Consider the following 19,129-nt stretch of genomic DNA (forward strand, 5'->3'; position numbering starts at 1 on the left):
GTGCGGATCCGACCCTCGTCTCTCCCCCTCGAGCATCCCCATGCGACCACCAGTCTCCCGGGGCCGCGCCTGCGGCGGAATGGGCCTACGTCTATTCCTCCCGGGTGCCGCCGGTGCCAGGGTCTCCTTGGGGGAAGGATCGATCTGCCCGAAGGAGCTCCGCCATGGTCACCGCTCGTCTCGCACGGCCGATCGCGCTCGCGGCCGCCCTGCTCGTGCTCGCCGGCTGCTCCGCACAGCCCTCGACCGGACCGACCTCGACCGGCGCCGGAACCCCCTCATCGACGGTGCCGGCGGTCTCGACCTGCGTCGCCGACCCCTCGGCCGTGGTGGCGCGCACCGCGGACCTCCCGTCGTCGGTGCTTCCCGACGACCTCACCGCGACGATCGACAAGACCTCGCAGGACGCCTTCGCACAGACCTCGTCGAAGGGGGCCGTCGTGGCCGTGCAGTCGCCGAAGGGGCTGTTCCTGAAGGCGTACGGCGTGGCGGATCCGGCCGCCGGCACTCCGATGACGACCGACGTCTACCAGCGCGTCGGATCCATCACGAAGACCTTCACCGGCACCCTCACGACGCAGCTCGCCGCCGAGGGCAAGCTCAGCCTCGACGACACGATCTCGAAGTACGTCGACGGCGTCCCGCGCGGCGACGAGGTCACGATCCGCATGCTCGCGGACATGACCAGCTCGATCACCAGCTACACGAAGGACCCGGCCTGGCAGAAGATCTTCTTCTCGGAGACGGACCGGGTCTGGAAGCCGGAGGAGCTGCTCAAGGCGGGCATCTCACTGCCGCCGCAGGACTTCGCGCCCGGGACCGCGTTCGACTACTCGAACACCAACACGATCCTGCTGGGCCTGGTCATCCAGAAGGTCACGGGCCAGAGCTTTCAGGAGGTGCTCGCGGAGAAGATCCTCACTCGCCTGGGCCTGACGCACACGATCTTCCCGGCCGGATCCGCCGCATTCCCGGATCCGCACGCCCAGGGCTTCACGCTGCAGGGTGGACACGGCACCCCGGAGAACCCGGCGAACACGACGAACTGGAACCCCTCCTGGGGCTGGACGGCCGGCGAGCTGATCTCCAGCGCACCGGACCTGCTGAAGTACGGCCGTGCGGAGGCGACGGGAGCGGGACTCGTACCGGCGAAGGACCAGATCGAGCGGCTCACGTCGTTCCGCGAGTTCAACGGTCCCGGCAACGGCGGCTACGGCATCGGCTGGGGCTGCCAGAACGGCTGGGTCGGCCACACCGGAGAACTCCCGGGCTACAACACGGCCATGTTCTACAACACCAAGGACGACACCACGATCATCACGATGGTGAACAGCGACATCCCCTCGGGCGACTGCCCGAGCGACGCCCGCACCCTCACCGACAACCCAACGGATCTGCCCTGCAGTTCCCCCGCGACCCGGATCTTCCAGGCCCTCGCTGCGACGCTGGGCACGCCGTTCGCCCCGCAGAAGAAGTAGCCCTGCAGCCCGGATCCGTCGTGGCCCGGCCCGGCTGGCCTGCGTTTCCCTCCCCGTGCTGTCTTTCCCTCCCCCTAGAGCCGCCTCTGCGGGGAGGGAAAGACGATGCGGGGAGGGAAACGCGGATCCGGAACGCCGTCCCGGTCAGGCCTTCGGCGCGGGCGGCGTCGGCTCGCCGAGCGACAGCATGAGGCGGTTCGCCCAGTTGAAGAACGACGCGCTCTGCACCACGTCGACGATCGCCTGGTCGTCCAGGCCCGCCGCGCGCAGCGCCTGCACGTGCGCCTCCCCGAACCGCGACGGGGTGGCCGTCAGCGCGGCCGCCGCCTCGATGATCGCGGTCCAGCGCTCGTCCTGCTCGCCGTCGATGCCCTCGTCCAGCAGCCGCTGCACGTCGTCGCGGCGCGAGGGCGCCTGGATCGTCGCGAAGCGGGAGTGCACCGAGGCGCAGAACAGGCAGCCGTTGACCCGCGAGGCCGCGGCGGCGGAGATCTCGCGCTCAGCCCGGCCGAGACCGGCGTCGGTGTTGTAGAAGATGTCGTTGTCGGCGCGGGTGCGCGCGCCGAGCACCACGGGATCGCGCACGAGCAGACGGAAGTACGGGCTCGCGGCGCGGGAGCGCTCGACGAGGGCGGTGTAGTCGTCTTCGGTCAGCTCGGCCTCAGGCTTCGGCTCGAGCCACGGCACCCAGCCGAGCTCTTCCTGCGTGAAGACGTGCGGCGGGGTCACCTCGGGGTGACGCAGAACCTGCTCTGCCATGTCAGATCGCCTCCTTGAGCACGCTGAGTCCTGCGATCACGCGGAGCTGGAAGTGGGTGAACGCGACGAGCTGCGACACCGTGACGACGCCGTCGGTGCTCCAGCCCGCATCCAGCAGCGTCTGCAGCGCGTCCGGACTCGAATCGCGGGGACGGTATGTGAGCAGGTGCGCGTGCTCGAGGGCCGCGCTCAGGCGGGATCCGATCGCGTCGCGGAGCGAGGGCGGCGCGACCCAGTGCAGGCCGTCCTCATCCTCGACGCTGAGCGGTCCCTCCGGATACGCCCCGTACGGACCGGTCGTGAGCGCCTCCGGCAGCGCCGCGTCGATCGCCGCGCGCACGCCGGGATCCGCGGCCTCGAGCAGCGCTCGGTAGTGGCCGGCGAGAGCGTCCGCACGGCTGAGCGCGGCGACCCAGTAGCCCAGGGCCGCGCGCTCCGCCACAGTCGCCCGGTCGAGGTCGGCGGGCGTTGTGATGAGGCCGTCGTACGTGGCCTGGGCGTCGCTGCGCGCGACGGGGCGCTTGGCGCGCAGCGCGTCGAGCGGGCTGCCCGGGACGATGCCGACGAGGTCGTCGATGAGATCAGACATGGGTCTCCTCCGGGATGGTCAGGATGGCGTCGTCCGCATCGAGCGGCTCGGGCCCTTCGACGGGCTCAGGGACCGCCGGGCTCCACCCCAGCGCCGGGGCGACCCGGGTGGCGATCAGCTCGAGCGAGCGCAGCAGCACGGCGTGCGGCGGATCGACCGGGTGCGACTGGAACACGATGTCGGTGGCCGAGGCGAGCACGTGGTCCTGCGCGAGTTCCTCGATGATCTGCTCCGGAGTCCCGACGTGCAGGTCGAACAGGATCCGCAGCTCCTCGTCGCTCGCCCCGTCCGGGATCGCGATGCCCATGGGGCGGGCCGCGGGCAGCGAGCGCTCGATCCCGCGTGCCAGGAGCGCGGCGACGTCGGCCTCGTCGTCGACCACGACGAGGCCGCGCGAGGCGAACGTGCGCGACGAGACACCGTCCGGCAGGGCCGCCTCGTACGCGTCGATGACGAGCCGCTGCGTGTCGGCGAGTGCGGTCGCACCGGATCCGGCGGTGTGCGGCTGCGACTTCGACAGCATGAGGCCGGATCCGGCGGCGCCGATGCGCGCGGCACCCTCGGGCGAGAAGGTGGCCTGCCAGAGCGTGTCGAGGAGCTCGGGCACGGCCGGGTAGAGGCTGCCCTCGTCGGCGGTCAGCTGGTCTCCGCGGAGGGCTTCGTGCAGGCGGGCGAGATGACGCCCGTAGATGGCGCCGCGCTCCTTGGGGTCGTGCCCGAACGGCGGGAACGAGCTGGGCGTGCCGCCGCTGCCGACACCGAGCTCGAAGCGTCCGTCGCTGAGCAGCGACAGCACGGCCGCGTCCTCCGCGACGCGCAGCGGTTCCTCCAGCGGCAGCGTCACGATGCTCGTACCCAGGACGATTCTCGTCGTCTGCGCGGCGGCGTGCGCCAGGAACACCAGCGGCGACGGCAGCCCGCCCTCCGCCTCATGGAAGTGGTGCTGCGCCACCCAGGCGGAGTCGAAGCCGAGCCGTTCCGCCGTGCGGATCTGCTCCAGGGCGAGCCGATAGCGCTCGGCGGCCGGGGCGTCGTCGAGCACCCGGGTGAAGAATCCGAGTCTGGGTCGTGTCGAAGGCACGCGTTGCGTGCGAGAGCCTGCGGTCATGAGCCGCTCCTTCCGAGGTAGGCCTCTTGAATGCGGGGGTCGTGCAGCAGCTCCTGCGCCGACCCCTCGGCGACGATCTCGCCCGTCGCCAGGACGTACCCGCGGGACGCGATCGACAGGGCGAGCTCCGCCTGCTGCTCCACCAGCAGCACCGCGACGCCGAGCTCGCGGTTGAGCCGGGCGATCTCGTCGAGCACCTGGTCCACGAGCTTGGGCGAGAGTCCCATCGTGGGCTCGTCCATGCAGATCAGCCGCGGCCGGCTCATCAGGGCCCGCGCGAACGCGAGCATCTGCTGCTCGCCGCCCGAGAGCGTGCCCGCCTCCTGCCGGCGGCGTTCCGCGAGCCGCGGGAAGTGCTCGCGCATCCGCTCGAGGTCCTCGGCGATCCCGGCACGGTCGCGGCGCGTGTACGCCCCGGCATACAGGTTCTCGTCCACGGTCATCTGCGGGAAGACGCGCCTCGCCTCGGGCACGCTCGCGATCCCCGCACGCACGCGCTTGGCGGTGGAGCGTTGGGTGATGTCGGCGCCCGCGAATGCGATACGCCCGTCCTTGACCCTGTTCAGCCCGAGGATCGACTTCATGGTCGTGGACTTGCCCGACGCGTTGCCGCCCAGCAGCGACACGATCTCGCCCTCGCCGACCTCGATCGACACCCCGCGCAGCGCGTGGAAGGGTCCGTAGTAGACGTCCACCGCGTCCAGGCTCAGCAGGGCGGTCATGCGGATCCCTCCTCGCCGGAGTCCGCGCCCGGGGTCGTTGAGCGAGCGGAGCGAGACGAAACGTCGCGCCCGCGTGGTGGCCGCGTTTCGTCTCGGTCGGCTTCGCCGTCCTCGCTCAACGACCCCGGAGCTTCTTCCCGCCGCCGCCCGAGATAGGCCTCGATCACGGCGGGGTCGTTGCGCACGCTCTGCGGGTCGCCCTCGGCGATGATCCGGCCGCCGTCCATCACGATCACCCGGTCGGAGACCGTCATCACCAGATCGAGCTTGTGCTCGACGAGCAGGATCGCCTGCCCCGAGGCCTTCAGCTCGAGCAGCTGCGCGAGCACCTCGGCGGTCTCGGACTGGTTCATGCCGGCCGTCGGCTCGTCGAGCACGAGCAGCTTCGGCTGCAGGGCGAGTGCACGCGCGATCTCGGTGCGCCGCCGGTTCGCGTAGCTCAGCGTGTACGCCGGGTCATCGCGCCGCGGCCCGAGCCGGGATTCGAAGCGATCGACCTCGAGGTCGATGACCGCGTCGATCTCGGCCCGCTCCCGCCGTGCCGCCGGGGCGCCGAACACCGCGACGAACAGCTCGGCGAGGAGCGGGATCCAGCGCAGCAGGAAGACGTGCGAGAGACGGCGGAACGGCCGGTGCGCGCGCAGCTGGGAATGGATCCCGACCTCGATGTTGTCGGCCACCGAGAGGGTGGCGAACACGCGGCCGTTCTGGAACGTGCGCGCGATGCCGTGCTCGGCGATGTCGACCGTGCTCGCGTGGTCGATGCGTGCTCCGTCCAGCGCGATCGTGCCGCCGTGCGCCGGGATCGTGCCGGTCACGAGATTGAGCGTGGTGGTCTTGCCGGATCCGTTGGGTCCGATGATCGACACGACCTCTCCCGGCTGCACCTGGAACGTGACGCCGTCGACGGCGCGCACGCCGTCGAAGTGGCGCTCCAGGCCGGTGACGTCGAGCAGGGCGGTCATGAGTTCCTCACCAGGACGCCGCCGGGCCGGAAGCGCACGACGAGGATGAGCACGAGGCCGTACACGATGATCCGCCACTCCGGCGTGAACCGCAGCAGCTCCATCGCGCCGATCAGCACGATCGATCCGACGACCGCCCCGTAGGGCAGACCGACGCCGCCGAGGATCACGATCGTGACGACGAGCAGCGACATCAGCATCGTGAACATCGTGGTGTCGATGTAGGTGTACTGATGCGCGAGGAGCGATCCGCCGATACCGGCGAAGAACGCCGAGATCGCGAACGCCAGGGCCTTGTAGTCGCGCACCCGCACTCCCGAGGCGAGGGCGGCGACCTCATCGGAACCGACCGAGGAGATCACCTTCCCGAGATGCGAGCGACGGATCCGCCACATCACCAGCAGGGTGAGCACCAGCACGACGAAGTCGATGAGGTAGTACGCGAGCGGGGTGTTCAGGTCGATGCCGGCGATGGACGGCACGGGGATGCCGTAGATGCCCTGCGGCACGATGAGCTGGATCAGGGCGACGATCGCGATGCCGAGTCCGAGCGTGGCGATCGAGATGTAGTGGCCCTTCACGCCCCAGATCGGCGAGACCAGGATCGAGGCGATCACGGCTGCGCCGATGCCCGCGATCGGGAGCGCGAGCCAGAACGAGAGGTGCAGGTGCACGCTGAGCAGCGCGGAGAGGTAGGCGCCGATGGCGATGGGGCCTGCCTGCCCGAGCGCGAGCACGCCCGCCTGTCCCGCCGTGACCGTGAAGCCGGCGGCGATGATGGCGTAGACGAGCACCTGGGTGCCGGTCGTGAGCACGTAGGTGTCGGCGAGGATCGGCACGAGCACACCGAGCACGACGAACGCGGCGATCCACACCCACCGCGGGATCCGCAGCGGGCGCCCCTTGCCCAGGAACGTGCCCGTGAGCGGCTCGGTCGAGATGAGCGGCACCTTGCCGAGCAGGCCGCCGGGGCGCACGATCAGCACCACGAGCAGCACGACGAACACGATGATCTGGCGCGCGGCGTCGCCGAACCAGTAGATCCCGAACGCCTCCAGGATCCCCAGCACGAATCCGCCGACGACGGCGCCGACGAGGGATCCGAGGCCGCCGAGCGCGGCCGCGACGAACGCGGTCATGCCGATGTTCAGACCGGAGACGGGGTTCACGACCCCGATGTAGAGCGAGAAGAAGATGCCGGCGAGCCCGCCGAGCCCCGATGCGATCACGAAGGAGATGTTCTGCACGGATCCGACCGGGATCCCCATCTGCAGGGCGGCTTCCTGGTCCTGCGCGGTGGCGCGGATCGCCCGCCCCGCCCGGCCGTACTTGAGGAAGAGCGACATCGCGATCATGACGACCGCCGTGATGCCCAGCATCACCAGATCCGAGGTGCCGAAGCGCATGTTCCCGATGTGCAGGTTCGAGGTGGGCAGCACCTGCGGGAACGAGCGGAACTGCGCGGAGAACGCGAGCTGGGATCCGTTGTCGAGGATCTGCGCGACCGCGTACGTGGACAGCATGGCCGCGAGAGGCAGGTACTTCGCGAGCGGACGCACGACGGCGATGTTGATCACCAGGCCCAGCAGGGCGCAGATCGCGAGCACGAGCGGCAGGGCGATCCAGAACGGCTGCTGCAGCTGCACCACGAAGAACCAGGCCAGCATCGCGCCGAGCCCGAAGAACGAGAACTGCGCGAAGTTCACGACGTTCATGACGCCGAAGACGAGCGAGATGCCGACCGCTCCGAGGGCGTAGACGTTCCCTCGGAGCAGGCCGGCGATCAGAGTGTCGAGCATGGAGCGGGATCAGCCTTCGATGGCGACCCAGGCGCCGTCCTTCAGCACGGTGGGCGTGAGCTGCGGCGAGGCAGGACGACGGGTCTCCTTGTCGAACGAGAGCTTGCCGTAGACCACGCTCGGCACGTCGGTGATCTGCTGGAAGCCCTTGAGGATCCCGGCGCGGTCGGTGCCGCCCTTCTTCGCCGCGGCCACGGCGACGTGCAGAGCATCATAGGCGCCGGCCTCGAAGAGGGTGACTTCCTTCTCCTCCGGGTACTTGGCCTTGAACGCCTTGACGAAGGCCTGCACCTCAGGTGCCCTGCTGGTCGACACGAACTCCGTTCCGATGACCGAGCCCGCCGCATCCGGGGTGCCGTCGAAGGACTCCTCGTCCTGGCCGCCGTAGAACGTGCCGGTGAAGCCGATCGCGCGCAGCTGAGTGACGAGCTTCGCCGCGTCCGGCCCGTAGCCGACGTGCGCGAACGCCTTCGGACTGCCGGCGACGGCCTTGGTGAGCGAGGGCCGGTAGTCGTCGGAGGTGGGGTCGATCGCCTCCGCGTCGGTGATCTTGAGGCCGATCTTGTCGGCCTCGGCCTTGAACGCCTGGAACGCGGGGATGCCCCAGTCGGCGGTGTTCAGGTAGGTCACGCCGATCGAGTCGATGCCCTGCTTCTTGATGTAGTCGGCCGTCCAGGTGTAGCTGGCGCTCGTGGTGATCGCGCTCGACCACTGGTACTGCGTGCCCTTGGCGGTGAAGTCCGGGTTGGAGTTGTTGAAGCCGTACTGCAGCAGCTTGCCGGCCGTGTAGATCGGCGAGGCCGGGATCGACGCGGCCGAGGAGTAGTCCCCGAACACCAGCGAGATCTGCGGGTCGTTGACGAACTTCTGCGCCACGGTGACCGACTGCTTGGGGTCGGACTGCGAGTCCTCGTACTTGAGGGCCACGGGGTGGCCGTTGATGCCGCCGTCCTTGTTGACCTCTTCGACGGCCAGGTCGAACGCTTTCTTGAACTGCTCGCCGTACTGGGCGTACTGCCCCGTAGTCGCGGACGAGACACCGAAGTACACGGTGCTGCCTGCGGAGGCGCCCGCCGACGGCCCGTTGGCCGAGGCGGAGAGGCTGCATCCGGCGAGCGCGAGGGCTGCGGTGGTCGCCATGATCCCGGCGAATGCGATGCGTCGAGTGTTCCTTGCCATGGGGGCCTCCTTCGGGTCTTCGCACCGCGGGTCGGTGCCGTCCGGACGACGTGCTGTGTACGACGCCCGGCGATGCGCCGACGGAACGGGCGGCCGCGGCGTGTGCCCACACTCACATGCCCGCCGGATCCACTGCCGTTGTGTGTCGCTTTTCGACATCGTGTGACGCCGCGGACGGCTTCTGTGACGCCACGCGACGCGGATTCCGGGTGCGCGGATCCTCACCCGGATCGGCGGGGGTAGGCTGCGCGGTTGCGCCGTCGGTCGACGTGTTTCCCTCCCCTGACCGTGTTTCCCCCCTCGGGCGGACGTCAATGAGAAGGGGAAAGACGCTGCGGGGAGGGAAAAGCGGTCAGCGGTGTTGCCGGCGATGCCGCAACGCCGCGGATCCGGCGCCGGGCCGATCCGATCCGATCCGATCCGAGAACTCGGATAGCGTGGCGGGATGAGCGTGAACGACGACGTCGCCATCGGCGGTGAGAGCATCCGGCTCGGCCAGTTCCTGAAGTTCGCCGGGCTGATCGACTCCGGCGGGGACGCCAAGGGCGCGATCCTCGATGGGTACGTGCGCGTGAACGGCGAGGTCGAGCGTCGCCGCGGACGTCAGCTCGTCGCCGGCGACCTCGTGACGCTCGATGAGCGCACGGTGCGAGTGCGCCCCTGACGTCGAGCCGGTCCGTTCCCCGGCTTGCTCCTGGGGCTCGCTGGTCGCATCTTGCGGCTATGGCGCACGGATAACCGCGATTCGCGACAAGTGAATCGGCGAAGGAGCCGGGTCACGACTCTCCGACCGATCGGTGGTCGAGCCTGACCGATCGGTGGATCCGGGCGGCGTCTCCCCTGAGGAATCTGGAGACATGACCAAGACACTCTCCCTCCCCGCGGACCGCGCCCTCGCTCCCGCCCGTCGCGCGGCCTTCCGTCCCGTCCTCCTCCTCGGCGGCGCCTTCGCGGCGGTCAGCGCCGTGATGATCGCCTTCCTCGGCATCGCCAGCGCCACCGGCATCGGCTTCGAGAGCGCGATCTGGGTGCGATGCTCCCTCGTGCTCGCCAGCGCGGTCGTGGTGCTGGCCATCGCCGCCTCCGCCTCCCGCGGTTCCCGCGCTGCCTGGGTGCGCCTGCGGATCATCAGCCCCGTCATCGTCGTCGCGGTGGTCGTGATCGTGTCCATCCCCGGCTTCCTGCCCGACTGGGTGCGCATCGAGCAGGCGGTCTGCGGCCTCCTGCTCCTGCCCGTCGCGATCCTGGTGAACCTGCCTCGCATGAGGGCGCTGTTCGCTGGGAAGGCGTAGGGTCGGCGCGTGGTGGACTCGCGCTGGCGGACCGTGCTGGCGGTCACTCCGTATATCGTGCTGGGGCTGCTGGTCGCATTCATGCTGCTCGCGCAGTGGGGCCAGTGGGCGCGGCTGACGCCGATCCTGGCCCTCTGCGCGGCCTACGGGCTATGGGTGCTGGTGATGCGCACTCTGCCGTTCCGCTGGCGCGACCGTCCCTCCGCGATCGCGGTGTTCCTCGCCGGGGCGATCGTGCTCAACCTCCTGCTGGTGCTGCGCGAGGGCTCCTTCGGATTCCTCGCGATCGCGACGTTCTCCTTCGCCTACTCGCTCGCCGAATGGCCGTGGGAGCTGCTCCCGGTGGCGGGGACCGCCGTCGTCGCCGGCCTCGCACAGAGCTCCGGTTTCCGGGCGGATCCGGCCGGCGTCGCAGGGACGATCGCGGTGATCCTGCTGAACATCGTGGTGATGTGCGGGCTCTCGTTCGGTCTGCACCGCGCCGAGCAGAACCTGCAGCGCACGGCGGTGCACGACGAGCGCGCCCGCCTCGCCCGCGAGATCCACGACACGCTGGCGCAGGGCTTCACCGGCATCATCACCCAGCTGCAGGCGGCCGAGCAGGCATCCGACGACGCGGCTCGCCGACGGCACACCGAGTCGGCTCTCGCGCTGGCCCGCGACGGACTGGCCGAGGCGCGTCGCTCCGTGCAGGCGCTGCGCCCCACGGCGCTCGAGCAGACCTCGCTGGCGGACGCCCTCACCGGCGTCGCGCACTCGTGGTCGACGCGCACCGGCATCCCCGCGGCAGTGACCGCCACCGGAACGGCCCGCCCGCTGCCGACGGAGACCGAGGTCGCACTGCTGCGCACGGCGCAGGAGGCTCTGACGAACATCGAGAAGCACGCCGCCGCACGCCGGGTGACGATCGCACTGCGGACGGATGCCGCCGGGGTGAGCCTGGAGGTGCGCGACGACGGCCGCGGCTTCGACGCCGTCGAGCGCGTGCAGCGTGCAGCGGAGGGATCCGGCGGTTACGGACTCATCGCGATGCGCGAGCGGCTGGAGGCGGCCGCCGGCAGGCTCGTCGTCGAGGCCCGTCCCGGACGCGGCACGGTCGTGCGGGCGGAGGTGCCGGCATGAGCGCACTCACCCTGCTCGTCGTCGACGACCACCCGGTCGTACGCGACGGCATCGTCGGCATGGTCGGATCCGCCGAGGACATCGAGGTCGTCGGCGAGGCCTCGGACGGCGCCGAGGCGGTCGCCCGAGCCGAGGTGCTCGCGCCGGATGTGGTGCTGATGGATCTGCGGATGCCACGGATGGACGGGGTCGCTGCGCTGCGGGAGTTCGCGCGCCGCGGCATCGACAGCCGCGTGGTGGTGCTGACCACGTTCGACGCGGACGCCGACGTGCTTCCCGCGATTGCGGCGGGCGCGACCGGATACCTGCTCAAGGACGCGTCCCGCGACGAGCTGCTGGCGGCGATCCGTGGCGCGGCGGCGGGGAAGACGGTGCTCGCGCCCGAGGTGGCCTCACGCCTCGTCGACCGCGTGCGCGCCCCGGAGGCGAGTCTGCTCACCCCGCGCGAGCTCGAGGTCCTCGGCCTCGTCGCCGACGGCGCGACCAACCGCGCCGCCGGAGACCGCCTGCACCTCAGCGAGGGCACGGTGAAGACGCACCTGCTCAGCATCTACGCGAAGCTCGGGGTCGGCGATCGCGCCTCGGCAGTGGCCGAGGGGTTCCGGCGGGGTCTGCTCGACACGACGCGCTGAGAGACCCGACGCCTTGGGCATCCGGCAACGGCGCTTCCGAGTCGCCGCGATGTCGAGGAGCGGCTGCTAGTTTTCGATGATGCGCTCGATCCGACTCGCGCCCGTCCGCGTCAGCCGCCGCGGGTCCCGGCCATGATCGATCTCGCGCCGTGGGCGTGGATCCTGCTCGCGGTCGCAGGCACGGTCGTCGGGCTCTCCAAGACCGCGCTGCCGGGTGCGAACACCGTCTCTGTGGCGATCTTCGCCGCGCTGCTGCCCGCCCGCACCTCGACCGGGGCGCTGCTGCTCCTGCTCATCGTCGGCGACCTGTTCGCGCTGCTCACCTGGCGCCGCCACGCGCACTGGCCCACGCTGCTGAGGCTCGCCCCCGCGGTCGTCGCGGGGCTCGTGCTCGGCGCCGTGTTCCTGGCCTTCGCCGGCAACGCCGTGGTGCGCCCCGTGATCGGCGTGATCCTGCTGGCGATGGTGGGGATCACCCTCCGGCGGCGCCGGCGGACGGCTGCCGCTCCTGAGGGCGCGGCGCACCTCGGCACCACGCTCGGCTACGGCGCGCTGGGCGGCTTCACCACGATGGTCGCGAACGCGGGCGGACCGGTCATGTCGATGTACTTCCTTGCGATGCGCACCCCGGTGAAGGTGTTCCTCGGCACGGCGGCGTGGTTCTTCGCCATCGTGAACATCGTCAAGGTGCCGGTGCTCGCAGGCCTCGGGCTGATCACCGTGCCGGTGCTGCTGATGGATCTGGCGCTCGTGCCGATGGTCGTGATCGGCGCGCTGTTCGGCCGGTGGCTCATCCCCCGGATCCACCAGGCGCTGTTCGATCGGATCGTGCTGATCCTCACTGTCCTCGGTGCGCTGTATCTGCTGATCCCCTGAAGCCGCGCTCATCGACGTGGCCGAGGCGCGGAGCGTAACCTCGACCCGGTGACAGTGCACAAGACTCGAGGGCCCCGCGTCGTGATGATGTGCGGGCCAGGTGGTGCCGGCAAGACCACTTACGCCAAGCGCCTGGAGCGCGAGGGCTGGACGCGTTTGTCGTTCGAGGTGGAGTTCTGGGATCGCGGAATCACGACGATGCCCTCCGCCGAAGTGGTCGCCGAGGTGGCGGCAGATCTGAAGGCGCGCTTGCTGCGCCAGGTCGCGGCGGGGAACGATGTCGTGCTCGACTTCGGATTCTGGTTCCGGCGACAACGCGATGAGTTCCGCGCACTGCTCGCCCCTCAGGGCATCGTGCCGGAGACGGTCTACATCGCGACGAGTCTTGAGACCATCCTGAGCCGAGTCGGTGACCGACACGGCAGGCAGGCGGACGATTGGCCGCTCACCGCCCAGACGGCGACGGAATACTTCGAGCGGTTCGAGCCGCCGACGCCCGAGGAGGGACCCCTTGAGGTGGTCCGCTAGATGTAGCCCTCGCCTCGTTTCTCGACCGCGGCGAGCGCGTCGATCGCACCGCGTGTCGGGGCGATCCGCACGAGCCCGCGGTAGAGCCGCAGCAGCGCGGCCCGGTCGGTCACACCGGTGCGGGCGCGGTCGCAGTGCACCGACTGGATCGCCGCCTCGAGCTGGAACCGGCCCGGCTCCGCTCCCCCGGCGACGCCGCTGAGCCGCGCCGCCCGGTGCAGCAGCGCCTCACCCTCGGCGATGAGCGCGGCGTCCCAGAGCGCCGGATCCTGCTCGTCCAGCGCGGGCCAGGGCTCGCCGGGCGCCGGGGAGACCCGAGCGGGCGCCCGCGACTGCGCGAGCGTGAGCAGCGCCGCCAGGCCCCACGCCTCTGCATCCGTCTCGAGCAGCGTCGCGGTGAGCACGGCGAGCCAACGGGCCTCGTCGGCGAGCGAGGTGCGCACGTCGTCGTGCCGCCCGAGCCAGTCCAGCGCGTAGGCGCCGTAGATCGCCTCCAGAACGGCGGCGGTGCGGGCGGACATGTCGCCGCGCGTCGGCAGGACGAAGCGGATCCCAGCGTCGCGAATCTTGCGCTTGGCCCGCACGAGGCGCTGCGCCATGGCCGCGGGTTCGACGTCGAACGCGCGCGCCACCTGGGCCGCGTCGAAGCCGAGCACGGTCTGCAGCATGAGCGGTGTGCGGATGCTCTGGTCGATCGCGGGATGCGCGCATGCGAACAGCAGCTCCAGGCGCCGGTCCGGGATCGTCTCGCCGCGTTCCACGAGCGCTTCGACGTCGATCCCCGCATCCGCGCCGTCGCCCCACTCGTCGTCGAGCGGGGTGCTGGTGCGACGCGCCGCGGAGCCCCACACGTCGCGGAGTCTGTTGCGGGCCACGGTGAGCAGCCATCCTTCCGGGTTGTCGGGCACTCCGACGTCGCGCCAGGTGCGCAGTGCACGTTCGAGGGCGTCGGCGAGACAGTCCTCGGCCAGCGCCAGGTCGCCGGTCCCGCCCGCGAGGAGTGCGACGAGCCGTCCGTAGGAGGCGCGGACCGCGCGCTCGGCGGCGGACCGCGCCTCCTCTGCCGCGCTCATTTCGCCTCCTGGGGTGCGGGATCCGGATCCGCACGAGAACCGCGAGACCGAACTTCCGTCCCGAGACCGCCGACACCATCGGCGGTCTCGGGACACAGGATCGGTCTCGCGGCCTCACGGCGGCGCCGACCACACGCTGCGGCATTCACCGGACCGGCGAAGCTCCCTGCCATGCTCCGTCCGCGAACCGTGTCGCGACGGGACGCACCTCGACCGCGCCCCACTCGACCGACGGCGCCTTCGCGGCCCAGGCGAGCGCCGCGTCGAGGTCGTCTACCTCGATCACGAAGGTGCCGCCGAGCTGCTCCTTGGTGTCGGCGAACGGCCCGTCCTGGATGACCGGCTGCCCGTCGCGCACACGCACGGTCGTCGTGGCGGTCGACGGGTGCAGCACCTCGGCGCTGCGCAGGACGCCCGCCTCATCCAGGGCCTTGGCATAGACGTCGAAGGCGCGCATGCCCTCGGCGAGCACCTCCGGCCCGAGATCCTCGGCGCTCATCTCGGGGTACTGCAGCAGAAGCGTGTAACGCATGATCCGTCCTTTCGTAGGTATCGACATCATGGTGACGATCGAAGGATCCGCCGATCGACATCCTCCTCCGCGACGGGCCGGATCGGGAGGGCGAGGATCAGTCCCGGTGCGTCTCGGCCGGCATCGACGTCAGGAGATCGTGCAGCAGACCCGCCGCGGCCAGGAGGGCGACACTGCGGCGCGTGAGGTCCGCGAGCCGCTGCTGCAGGATCCGCTGCGCATCCCCCGCATCCCCGTGCGCGCGCACCTCCTCGAGGATGCTCCGGATCGCAGGGATCCCGTACCCGCCGGCACGGAGGGCAGCGGCGATCCGTGCCTCCGTCATGGCGAGGGCGCCAAAGCTCCTCGCGCCAGACCCGTCGGATCGGGTCGTGCGGACGAGGTCCTCGCGCTCCCAGTGCCGAAGCGCGGAGGACCGCACGCCGAGCGCCTGTGCCAGCTCGCCGATCGTCATGGCGTCGCTGTCGTCGTACTCCTCCGCGGCCTCTGCCAGCACGGCGTCGAGGCCACGGAGGGCCTCGTGCACCCTGCGGCGCTCGAGGACGAGGTCGCCGTGCAGCTCGTCGATGCGGGCGGCCGCGGTGTCGACCGGTCCGGCGGCGAGGGCGGGCAGCAGGGTCCGCGCCGCGACCGGCCCGATCGCCTCGGCCAGGGCGCGATATGCGCGAGCCGCGATCACGTGGCGGGCGTCGTAGCGGCGGTAGCCGTTGGCGGCACGCGGAGCGAGTGGGAGCACCCCGAGGCGTTCGAGATCGCGCACCTGCTGCGGGGAGTATCCGGCGAGCCGCCCGACGTCCGCCGTCGACATCTGCTCTGGAGGGTTGACCGCGTTTCGCCCCGATGAATCCCCGCGTCCCGGATGCATGAGTCCACATAAGCACGTCAACCTCACGATGGAAGGATGGAGATGCAGCAGATCGTGGATCATGTCAGGACGTTCGAGGGCGTCCTCGTCCTCGCCCCGGAACCCGGAGGCCCTCATCCGGAGATCGCGTGGGGTGACGTGTTCTTCTACTACGCGCCCGATGGCGCCGTGCCGGAGCGCACCCAGCCTTACGGCACGATCGTCACGAAGGACTATCCCGAAGACCGGGCATCCGCGCTGGACGCGCCCGCTCGCTTCCGGGTCAACATCCAAGTCGGCAGGGAGCGTGCCGCGCAGCTCGCGCTCGGAGAGGATCCGGCCGCGAGCGACGCCCTCGCACCGCACCCGCAGTACGGCGATGCCGGCTGGGTGAGCGTGGTGAACCCCGGATCCCGGACGGCGGGGCTGGTCCTCACGCTGCTGCGCGAGGCGCACGATGCCGCTCGCGCCCGCACAGAGCGCCGAGATCGGGGCGGGCGATGAGCCGGGCACTCTCCGCACAGACGCTGTCCGAAGAGGACCGGCGCCTCCTCGCGGGGTGGGCCGCGACCTGCGCTGAGCATGTGCTGCCGCTCTTCGGGGCGGAGGCACCGGACGACGATCGCCCCCGTGACGCGATCGCACGCGCGCGGGCCTTCTCGCGCGGCGAGCTCGACGCCGCGGGAGAGATCCGGCGCCGGTTCGTCGCTGGCCGGGCAGCGCGCGCGGTCTCCTCGGTCGGGGCCGTGTCTGCCGCCCGGGCTGCGGCGCAGGCTGCGGGCGTCGCGCACATGGGAGCGCACGCCCTCGGCGCCGCGGCGTACGCCGCACGTGCGGCTGGTGCGGCTGAGGAGCGCGCGGGGGCGGTCGCGGCCGAACTCGCGTGGCAGTGCGACCGGATGTCTGCTGAGATCGCGGCCGCTCTGCGCCGGCTCCCTCCGGTCGGCAAAGACGGCGCAGGCCCGCTCGGACAGGGCCTGCTCGCCTCCGGAGAGCTCGGATCGATCATCCGCGAGCTCCAGGCGGCTCTCGGCTGAGGGCGCCGCCGGATCAGAGCCTGCCGAGCACGTCCGGCGGATCCGCGTCGAGCGCGAGCGTCTCGAGCACGCCGAGCAGCTGCCGTTCCTCGAAGGCGAAATGGCTCTCCATGATGGCGCCGACGCCGTCGAGGTGGCGATCGATGTCGTCCGGCGGCACCCCGCCGTCGACGGCCGTGCTCAGCGCTGTGAGCAGCACGTCGATCATGGCGTGATCCTCCGAGAGCTTGCGCAGTACCGGGGCGAGCTCGGGATGCGCGGCCTCGATCGCCGGGAACAGCGCACGATCCTCGCCGCGATGGTGCTGGTCGAGGGCGGTGCAGAATCCGCGGCAGTACAGCAGCAGATCCCGGGCCGGCCGCTGCGGATCCGGTCCGTGCACGCCGGCGCGCACGACCCCGAGGGCCTCTCGCAGCCGGGCGTGCGCCTGTCGGAGTTCATTGCTCCAGGCGATGAGCCTGGTCGTCTCGCGCTCAGTCACGCGAGAACGAAGGGTGGGACGAGAGCATCGTCACGCTCCTTCAATCCGGCGCCTCCATGCCTGACACGGTCTGCCACCAGCACGCGACGCTCGGGCCAGCATATCCGTCGGTCCCACCCTGTTCGCGCGGACAGCCGACGCTGTCGCCGGATCCGAGGAGCCTTACCGCCACGGGCCGTCGGGCGTAGGGTGACGGCGAAGCCCACGAATGCTGAGGAGACGTCATGTTCGGAGAGAAGCGACGCGAGGAGAAGCGCGAGGAGGCGGCGCTCGCAGAGGCGAAGGAGCAGGCTGCGGCCGCGGTCGAGGAGAGCGAGACGGACGACGCCTCGTTCGAATCCGACGAGCGGCTCGAGGAGCAGTTCGAGCCGGACAGCGGCGACGTCCGCAAGTAGGGACGCGTTCTGAAGGACCGACTCCGGCACCACGGTGGTCCTTGAGCGAGGCGAGGAAGTGAGACAAATGGCCCGCGGGTCGGGCGCTTCGAAGGCTTCCGCGACCGACGTCACCGACGGCTGGATCTTGTGATCTGTTCGTGATCTTTTCTGGATCTGATCTGGTCCTTTTCGGCCCTGGAATGTCGGTGCCCCCGGGTTGAATGGGAGGTATGACGAGCTCGACCAGCACGGTGGTGGATCCTGGGGTGGACCCGGTGGATCCGGCCGCCGTGCTGGCCGCGCTCGTGGACGGGTTGGCGACCACCGAGGCGACGATCACCCGCCTGCAGGCGTTGAAGGAAGCGCACCTCGCCGTCGCGCAGCGGCTCGCCGAGGACCTCGCCGCCGTGGACGGTGCGTCCGGGATACGGGGCGAGTCAGCCGATCTCGCATCACGATCCGTCGCCGCCGAGCTCGCGGCAGTGCTGCACATGTCAGACCGGGTCGTGCAGGGACGGATGGTGCGGGCCGCGGAACTGATGACGAAGTTCCCCGCCACGATGCAGGCATTCACCGACGCGCGGATCAACGCCGCCCACGTGCGCCTCATCCAGGACGCGGGGGCGCGGCTGGACGATGCGGTGCGGGCGGAGTTCGAACAGGCGGCGGTCGCCGCATGCGAGGGTGAGACGCCGCACCGGGCCAAGCGGGTCGTGGAACGCGTCGCCGAGCGGCTCGCCCCGCGGTCGTTGACGGACCGGCACCGGGAGGCGCAGGAGAAGCGCACCGTGTGGCGCGAAGAACTCCCCGACGGGCAGAAGATGCTCGGACTGATCCATGCGGCCGCCGTGATCGATGGGATCTACGACCGGCTCACCCAGCAGGCCCGGGCGGTGCAGGTCGCGAACACGGCAGCCGTGAAAGACGCCACTGCGGGACGGACACCGGATCCGGACGCTCTGGGCGATTCGGACGATGACCGCAGCATCGACCAGCTCCGCGCCGACCTCTGCGCCGACACCCTCCTCACCGGCGCCCCGTCAGGGCACGACACGACCGCGGGCCTGCTCGCCGCGATCCAGGCACGGGTCGAGGTCACGATCCCCGTGTTCACCGCGATGGCCGCCGACGTGGTTGGCGCACGCGAGCACAGGTCAGGGACGGGCGCAGGCACGGACACCACGGGTGCGAGCCTCGGAGCCGCGTTCGGTGTCCGCACCGAGCAACCCGGAGAGCTCGCCGGCGGACAACCCATCGACACGGACACCGCCCGGATCCTTGCCGGTAACGCCGTCGCTTGGGAACGCGTGCTCACGCATCCGATCACCGGGGCGATCCTCGCCGTCGACCACTACCGGCCCAACACCGACCTGCGACGGCTCCTGCACGCCCGCGACTCCCGCTGTCGATTCCCGACCTGCGGGCTCCCACCCGCCGCCCAGGACCTGGACCACACCATCGACGCCGCCTACGGCGGCGCGACCGAAGAAGGCAACCTCGGCGGACTCTGCCGACGTCACCACGTCCTCAAACACCAGACCGCGTGGAAAGTGAAGCAACGGGGAGCCGGGGTTCTGGAATGGACCAGCCCCGCCGGATCCACCTACATCGACAAACCACCCGCACCCGTCACCTTCACCACCGAAGACCCGGAACCGGATCCACCACTCATCGACGAAACCGCGCCGTTCTGATGCGGTCCTGAGTGTGTCGGCAGGATCCCGTGGCGGGGCGCT

Annotated in this window: 22 protein-coding genes; 11 read left to right on the forward strand and 11 right to left on the reverse strand. The window is 70.5% G+C overall.

What is annotated here, in order from left to right; all coding sequences use genetic code 11:
• Window positions 1-164 precede the first annotated feature (164 nt).
• A complete protein-coding gene (locus tag ACTJI8_RS06685; protein ID WP_440732641.1) occupies window positions 165-1,478 on the forward strand; it encodes a serine hydrolase domain-containing protein in 1,314 nt (437 codons plus the stop codon).
• Between the two features lie 144 nt (window positions 1,479-1,622).
• Here the strand turns inward: ACTJI8_RS06685 and ACTJI8_RS06690 are convergent, their stop codons facing one another.
• From ACTJI8_RS06690 to ACTJI8_RS06720, 7 genes are read right to left on the reverse strand one after another with little or no spacing between them, the layout of a single operon-like run.
• A complete protein-coding gene (locus tag ACTJI8_RS06690; RefSeq protein WP_440732642.1) occupies window positions 1,623-2,237 on the reverse strand; it encodes an alkylhydroperoxidase domain protein in 615 nt (204 codons plus the stop codon).
• A gap of 1 nt (window position 2,238) precedes the next feature.
• Entirely contained in the window at window positions 2,239-2,826 is a 588-nt protein-coding gene (locus ACTJI8_RS06695; RefSeq protein WP_440732643.1) for a CMD domain protein, read from the reverse strand.
• Window positions 2,819-3,934, reverse strand: a complete 1,116-nt coding sequence (locus ACTJI8_RS06700; RefSeq protein ID WP_440732644.1) for a putative FMN-dependent luciferase-like monooxygenase — start codon at window positions 3,932-3,934, stop codon at window positions 2,819-2,821. Before ACTJI8_RS06700 ends, ACTJI8_RS06695 begins: the two co-directional genes overlap by 8 nt.
• Window positions 3,931-4,656 (reverse strand): ABC transporter ATP-binding protein, encoded by a 726-nt coding sequence (locus ACTJI8_RS06705; protein ID WP_440732645.1) that lies wholly within the window; start codon window positions 4,654-4,656, stop codon window positions 3,931-3,933. The genes ACTJI8_RS06700 and ACTJI8_RS06705 overlap by 4 nt, the downstream gene beginning before the upstream one ends.
• Complete coding sequence (locus ACTJI8_RS06710; RefSeq protein ID WP_440732646.1) at window positions 4,653-5,621, reverse strand: ABC transporter ATP-binding protein; 969 nt, start codon at window positions 5,619-5,621, stop codon at window positions 4,653-4,655. The genes ACTJI8_RS06705 and ACTJI8_RS06710 overlap by 4 nt, the downstream gene beginning before the upstream one ends.
• Window positions 5,618-7,420 (reverse strand): ABC transporter permease, encoded by a 1,803-nt coding sequence (locus ACTJI8_RS06715; RefSeq protein ID WP_440732647.1) that lies wholly within the window; start codon window positions 7,418-7,420, stop codon window positions 5,618-5,620. Before ACTJI8_RS06715 ends, ACTJI8_RS06710 begins: the two co-directional genes overlap by 4 nt.
• A gap of 9 nt (window positions 7,421-7,429) precedes the next feature.
• Window positions 7,430-8,599, reverse strand: a complete 1,170-nt coding sequence (locus ACTJI8_RS06720) for an ABC transporter substrate-binding protein (RefSeq protein ID WP_440732648.1) — start codon at window positions 8,597-8,599, stop codon at window positions 7,430-7,432.
• Window positions 8,600-9,044: 445 nt separating this feature from the next.
• Between ACTJI8_RS06720 and ACTJI8_RS06725 the strand changes: the two genes are divergently transcribed.
• The 6 genes from ACTJI8_RS06725 to ACTJI8_RS06750 all read left to right on the forward strand — a co-directional run bounded on the left by ACTJI8_RS06725 (window position 9,045) and on the right by ACTJI8_RS06750 (window position 13,049).
• Window positions 9,045-9,263 carry an RNA-binding S4 domain-containing protein gene (locus ACTJI8_RS06725; RefSeq protein WP_440732649.1) on the forward strand — a complete coding sequence of 73 codons (219 nt, stop codon included), beginning with the start codon at window positions 9,045-9,047 and terminating at the stop codon, window positions 9,261-9,263.
• A gap of 193 nt (window positions 9,264-9,456) precedes the next feature.
• Window positions 9,457-9,891 (forward strand): hypothetical protein, encoded by a 435-nt coding sequence (locus ACTJI8_RS06730; protein WP_440732650.1) that lies wholly within the window; start codon window positions 9,457-9,459, stop codon window positions 9,889-9,891.
• 9 nt (window positions 9,892-9,900) lie between these two features.
• Complete coding sequence (locus ACTJI8_RS06735) at window positions 9,901-11,013, forward strand: sensor histidine kinase (RefSeq protein ID WP_440732651.1); 1,113 nt, start codon at window positions 9,901-9,903, stop codon at window positions 11,011-11,013.
• Window positions 11,010-11,645, forward strand: a complete 636-nt coding sequence (locus tag ACTJI8_RS06740) for a response regulator (RefSeq protein WP_440732652.1) — start codon at window positions 11,010-11,012, stop codon at window positions 11,643-11,645. The genes ACTJI8_RS06735 and ACTJI8_RS06740 overlap by 4 nt, the downstream gene beginning before the upstream one ends.
• Before the next feature lie 132 nt (window positions 11,646-11,777).
• On the forward strand, window positions 11,778-12,521 hold the full coding sequence (locus tag ACTJI8_RS06745; protein WP_440732653.1) for a sulfite exporter TauE/SafE family protein: 744 nt from the start codon (window positions 11,778-11,780) through the stop codon (window positions 12,519-12,521).
• A gap of 48 nt (window positions 12,522-12,569) precedes the next feature.
• Window positions 12,570-13,049, forward strand: a complete 480-nt coding sequence (locus ACTJI8_RS06750) for an AAA family ATPase (RefSeq protein WP_440732654.1) — start codon at window positions 12,570-12,572, stop codon at window positions 13,047-13,049.
• Here ACTJI8_RS06750 and ACTJI8_RS06755 read toward each other — a convergent pair.
• The 3 genes from ACTJI8_RS06755 to ACTJI8_RS06765 form a co-directional block, all read right to left on the reverse strand.
• Window positions 13,046-14,122: an RNA polymerase sigma factor gene (locus tag ACTJI8_RS06755; RefSeq protein WP_440732655.1), complete on the reverse strand. Its 1,077-nt coding sequence runs from the start codon at window positions 14,120-14,122 to the stop codon at window positions 13,046-13,048. The two genes, ACTJI8_RS06750 and ACTJI8_RS06755, sit on opposite strands and share 4 nt — an antisense overlap.
• A 145-nt stretch (window positions 14,123-14,267) precedes the next feature.
• On the reverse strand, window positions 14,268-14,654 hold the full coding sequence (locus ACTJI8_RS06760; RefSeq protein WP_440732656.1) for a YciI family protein: 387 nt from the start codon (window positions 14,652-14,654) through the stop codon (window positions 14,268-14,270).
• 97 nt (window positions 14,655-14,751) lie between these two features.
• Window positions 14,752-15,462, reverse strand: coding sequence for a MerR family transcriptional regulator (locus ACTJI8_RS06765; protein WP_440732657.1), 711 nt, complete (start codon window positions 15,460-15,462; stop codon window positions 14,752-14,754).
• Window positions 15,463-15,561: 99 nt separating this feature from the next.
• Here ACTJI8_RS06765 and ACTJI8_RS06770 point away from each other — a divergent pair, with 99 nt between their 5' ends.
• Window positions 15,562-16,002, forward strand: coding sequence for a DUF6194 family protein (locus ACTJI8_RS06770; RefSeq protein WP_440732658.1), 441 nt, complete (start codon window positions 15,562-15,564; stop codon window positions 16,000-16,002).
• Window positions 15,999-16,535, forward strand: coding sequence for a putative immunity protein (locus ACTJI8_RS06775; RefSeq protein ID WP_440732659.1), 537 nt, complete (start codon window positions 15,999-16,001; stop codon window positions 16,533-16,535). Before ACTJI8_RS06770 ends, ACTJI8_RS06775 begins: the two co-directional genes overlap by 4 nt.
• 13 nt (window positions 16,536-16,548) lie before the next feature.
• On the opposite strand, the gene ACTJI8_RS06780 is transcribed toward ACTJI8_RS06775, so the two are convergent.
• Window positions 16,549-17,016: a hemerythrin domain-containing protein gene (locus tag ACTJI8_RS06780; RefSeq protein ID WP_440732660.1), complete on the reverse strand. Its 468-nt coding sequence runs from the start codon at window positions 17,014-17,016 to the stop codon at window positions 16,549-16,551.
• 224 nt (window positions 17,017-17,240) lie between these two features.
• Between ACTJI8_RS06780 and ACTJI8_RS06785 the strand changes: the two genes are divergently transcribed.
• Entirely contained in the window at window positions 17,241-17,411 is a 171-nt protein-coding gene (locus tag ACTJI8_RS06785; protein ID WP_440732661.1) for a hypothetical protein, read from the forward strand.
• Between the two features lie 212 nt (window positions 17,412-17,623).
• On the forward strand, window positions 17,624-19,087 hold the full coding sequence (locus tag ACTJI8_RS06790; protein ID WP_440732662.1) for a DUF222 domain-containing protein: 1,464 nt from the start codon (window positions 17,624-17,626) through the stop codon (window positions 19,085-19,087).
• Window positions 19,088-19,129 lie beyond the last annotated feature (42 nt).

The sequence above is a fragment of the Microbacterium sp. 22303 genome, from assembly GCF_052045265.1.
In the GTDB taxonomy this organism is placed as follows: domain Bacteria; phylum Actinomycetota; class Actinomycetes; order Actinomycetales; family Microbacteriaceae; genus Microbacterium.